The organism is Streptomyces sp. FH025, from assembly GCF_017427025.1.
GTDB lineage: Bacteria > Actinomycetota > Actinomycetes > Streptomycetales > Streptomycetaceae > Kitasatospora.
In genome coordinates, this window is record NZ_JAFLNG010000679.1 from 1 (window position 1) to 4166 (window position 4166).

The window sequence follows — 4166 nt, forward strand, 5'->3', positions numbered from 1 at the left end:
GGCTCTGGGGCGAACATCCGGGGCGAACGGTCCGGGCGAACGTCCGGGGCGAACGTCCGGGCGAACGGCCCCTTGGCGATGCGGCCCCGGAGCGCTGCTCCACGGGGCCGCGGGGAACGTCGCCACCGTAAGCACCGCCGAGGGCAGGCCGCGCGCCGGTCGCGGCGCCGCTGGCCCGAACGGATCCATCCCCCACCCGAGTGGCCCGACCCGGCTGGCGGCGCGCTGTCAAGTACCCCGGTCCACCCGCCGGTTGGTGTCGCCACCGGCCGCCCGCGCTCCGCCGGACGAGTGAGCACCGGCATGCCGCACCCGCCCCCGGCCGCAGCTCGGGCACGATCGTTTAGCCCTGCTGTGGCCGCCGTTAAGAATTCCTCGATGGACCGCACCCGCTCTCACCAGGCAGATTTCTGCCTGCCCGGAGCGTGCCCGTCAGAAGCGGCCGAACCGGGCCCCGTCGGCCTGCCCCACACCCGGGCCGTCCCAGATCCGCACGTCAGGAGCCGCCGCCCGTGAAGGCACTCGTCAAGCAGAAGGCCGAGCCCGGGCTCTGGCTGATGGACGTCCCCAAGCCCGAGATCGGCCCCGGCGAGGTGCTGATCAAGGTGCTGCGGACCGGCATCTGCGGCACCGACCTGCACATCCGCAAGTGGGACGGCTGGGCGCAGCAGACCATCGACACCCCGCTGGTGCTCGGCCACGAGTTCGTCGGCGAGGTCGCCGAGATCGGCGCCGGCGTCGCGGACATCGCGGTCGGCGACCTGGTCAGCGGTGAGGGCCACCTGGTCTGCGGCAAGTGCCGCAACTGCCTGGCCGGCCGCCGCCACCTGTGCCGCAACACCATCGGCCTGGGCGTCAACCGCGACGGCGCGTTCGCCGAGTACGTGGCCCTGCCCGCCTCCAACGTCTGGGTGCACCGGGTGCCGGTCGACCTGGACGTGGCCGCGATCTTCGACCCCTTCGGCAACGCCGTGCACACCGCGCTGTCCTTCCCGCTGGTCGGCGAGGACGTGCTGGTCACCGGCGCCGGCCCGATCGGCATCATGGCCGCCGCCGTCGCCAAGCACGCCGGCGCCCGCAACGTGATGATCACCGACGTCTCCCCGTACCGCCTCGACCTGGCCCGCAAGGTCGGCGTGACGCTGGCGCTCAACGTCGCCGAGCACACCATCGAGGAGGGCCAGCAGCAGCTCGGCCTGCGCGAGGGCTTCGACGTCGGCCTGGAGATGTCCGGCCGCGCCGAGGCGATGCAGTCGATGATCGCCAACATGACCCACGGCGGGAAGATCGCCATGCTCGGCCTGCCCGCCGAGCAGTTCCCGGTGGACTGGGCCTCGATCGTCACCTCGATGATCACCATCAAGGGCATCTACGGCCGCGAGATGTTCGAGACCTGGTACGCGATGTCCGTGCTGCTGGAGGGCGGCCTGGACCTCAGCCCGGTGATCACCGGCCGCTACTCCGTCTCTGCCTTCGAGGACGCCTTCGAGGACGCCGCGAGCGGCAACTGCGGCAAGATCATCCTCGACTGGACCGCCTGAGCCCCCGCGAACCGCTAAGGAGACCGCCGTGTTCGACAACGTGCGCGCCGACATCGCCGCCACCCTGGACGAGATCCGCGAGGCGGGCCTGTTCAAGCCCGAGCGGGTGATCGGCAGCCCGCAGAGCGCTGCCGTCACCGTCACCGGCGGCGGCCGCCCCGGTGAGGTGCTGAACTTCTGCGCCAACAACTACCTCGGCCTGGCCGACCACCCCGAGGTGATCGCCGCAGCAAAGAACGCGCTGGACCGCTGGGGCTACGGGATGGCCTCGGTGCGTTTCATCTGCGGCACCCAGGACGTCCACAAGGAGCTGGAGGACCGCCTCTCGGCCTTCCTCGGCCAGGAGGACACGATCCTCTACTCCTCCTGCTTCGACGCCAACGGCGGTGTCTTCGAGACCCTGCTGGACGACCGGGACGCCGTCATCTCCGACGCGCTCAACCACGCCAGCATCATCGACGGCATCCGGCTCAGCAAGGCCCGCCGCCACCGCTACGCCAACCGGGACCTGGCCGACCTGGAGAAGCAGCTCCAGGACACCCAGGACGCCCGCCGCCGCCTGATCGTCACCGACGGCGTCTTCTCGATGGACGGCTACGTCGCCCCGCTGCGCGAGATCTGCGACCTCGCGGACCGCTACGGCGCCATGGTCATGGTGGACGACTCGCACGCCGTCGGCTTCGTCGGCGCGGGCGGCCGCGGCACCCCCGAGCTGCACGGCGTGATGGACCGGGTCGACATCATCACCGGCACCCTGGGCAAGGCGCTCGGCGGCGCCTCCGGCGGCTACGTCGCCGCCCGCCGGGAGATCGTCGCCCTGCTGCGCCAGCGCTCCCGCCCGTACCTGTTCTCCAACTCGCTGGCCCCGGTGATCGCGGCCGCCTCGCTCAAGGTGCTCGACCTGGTCGAGAAGTCCAACGAGCTGCGCGAGCGGCTGGCGGCCAACACCGCGCTGTTCCGCACGAAGATGACCGAGGCCGGGTTCGAGATCCTGCCCGGTGACCACCCGATCGCCCCGGTGATGATCGGTGACGCGGCGAAGGCCGGCCGCCTCGCCGAGCTCCTGCTGGAGCGCGGCGTGTACGTGATCGGCTTCTCCTACCCGGTGGTGCCGCACGGCCAGGCCCGGATCCGGGTGCAGCTGTCCGCGGCGCACTCCACCGAGGACGTCGAGCGCGCCGTCGCGGCCTTCGTGGACGCGCGCGCCGAGCTGGGCGAGTAGCCGACCGAGACCGCCCGTGGGCCGGTCCGCTCGGAACCGGACCGGCCCATGGGCTCACAACCCGTACGGCACCACGGCGTAACCGGCCTGTACGGCCCACCAACCACCTGCCCCACCCTCCCGCTTCGGGGGCGGGACGCCGGCCCGGCGGCCGATGTCCCGCCCCCGTCGCGGTTTCCGGGCCGGGTCGCGTCAGTCGTCCTGGCCCCGGTCGTCCTGGTCGTCCTCGCCGCCGCGGGGCTCGGCGGTCCTGGCGAAGACGTGGACGTCGGTGCCCCGCGGGTCGTTCGTTCCGGCGAGCAGGTTGCCGCTGGTGGAGTTGAACAGCACCGTGCGGCCGCGGGCGTCGACGAACGGGCCGTCCGAGGAGCCGTTGCCCTGCGCGCCGTCCGGTGTGGTGGCGACCCGCTCGGTGCGGCCGGTGCGCAGGTCGTACCGGTAGACGTCGTTGCGCTCGCTCGACGAGCCGGGGACGAGGTTGTCGGCACCGGAGTCGAAGTAGACCCAGCGGTCGTTCGCCGTGATCGAGGGGTGGCCGGAGTTGCCCGTCGTGGTGGTGCCCGAGGCCGGGTTGCTGACCTGCGTCACGGTGCCCTTGCGCAGGTCGCGGACGTACAGGTCCCGGTGGTTGCCGTTGCCGTTGTTGGCGTCGGCCGCCGGCAGGTCGTAGGCGGCGAGGCGCCCGTCCGGGCTGATGGTGGCGTCGAAGCCGACCGAAGCGGGCGCGCCGGACAGGTCGGTGGCGGCGACGCTCGCGGTGCCGGTCCTCAGGTCGTACGTGAAGTACGGCGCGAAGCGCGGGACGGAGAGGGAGGGCCCCGCCGGGGCCTTGGGCGCGGTGTTCCCGGTGGGCAGCAGGTTGCCGGCGAAGGAGCTGAAGCCGACCGTGCGGCCGTCCGCGCTGATCTTCGGGTTGGTGGAGTAGCTGTCGGCGGGCGAGCCGTCGGCGCCGACCGAGACCAGCCGGGTGGTGTGGGTCCAGCGGTCGGTCACGTAGATGTTCATGGTGCCCGGCGGGAGCTTGCTCAGGGAGGGCGTGGCGGGCTGCGGCACCAGGTCGGTGCGGGTGGACACGTAGGCCACGTACCGGCCGTCGTCGCTGATCGAGGGGACGTTCGAGGAGAAGCGGGACTGCTCGCGCGGCGTGCCGTCGCCGACGGTGATCAGCTCGGTGCGGCCGGTCCAGCGGTCGCGGACGAAGATGTTGTTGCCGCCCAGCGGGGTGTGGCCGTCCACCGGCCGGTTGTCGTCGCTGGCGAAGGCGACGTAGCGGCCGTTGCGGCTGATCGCCGAATCGGAGTTGAAGCTCCGCATCGGGCTGCCGTCGGAGGCGACGTTGGCGCGCTCGACGCGGCCCTCGCGCAGGTCGCGGACGTAGAGGGCGACGCCCGGGTACGGCTGGG

General features: G+C 72.2%; 3 protein-coding genes. 2 read left to right on the top strand and 1 reads right to left on the bottom strand.

Annotated features, from left to right (window positions below; translation table 11 throughout):
* Positions 1-512: 512 nt before the first annotated feature.
* Together tdh and J0670_RS31920 are read left to right on the top strand one after the other, a co-directional pair.
* The gene (tdh, locus tag J0670_RS31915) at positions 513-1541 is read left to right on the top strand and encodes an L-threonine 3-dehydrogenase (RefSeq protein WP_207815461.1); all 1029 of its coding nucleotides are present in this window, start codon (positions 513-515) and stop codon (positions 1539-1541) included.
* Positions 1542-1569: 28 nt separating this feature from the next.
* Entirely contained in the window at positions 1570-2763 is a 1194-nt protein-coding gene (locus J0670_RS31920) for a glycine C-acetyltransferase (protein ID WP_207815463.1), read from the top strand.
* A gap of 192 nt (positions 2764-2955) precedes the next feature.
* On the opposite strand, the gene J0670_RS31925 is transcribed toward J0670_RS31920, so the two are convergent.
* Positions 2956-4166: PD40 domain-containing protein (locus J0670_RS31925; protein WP_207815465.1), on the bottom strand; the 1211-nt coding region annotated here is incomplete at its 5' end.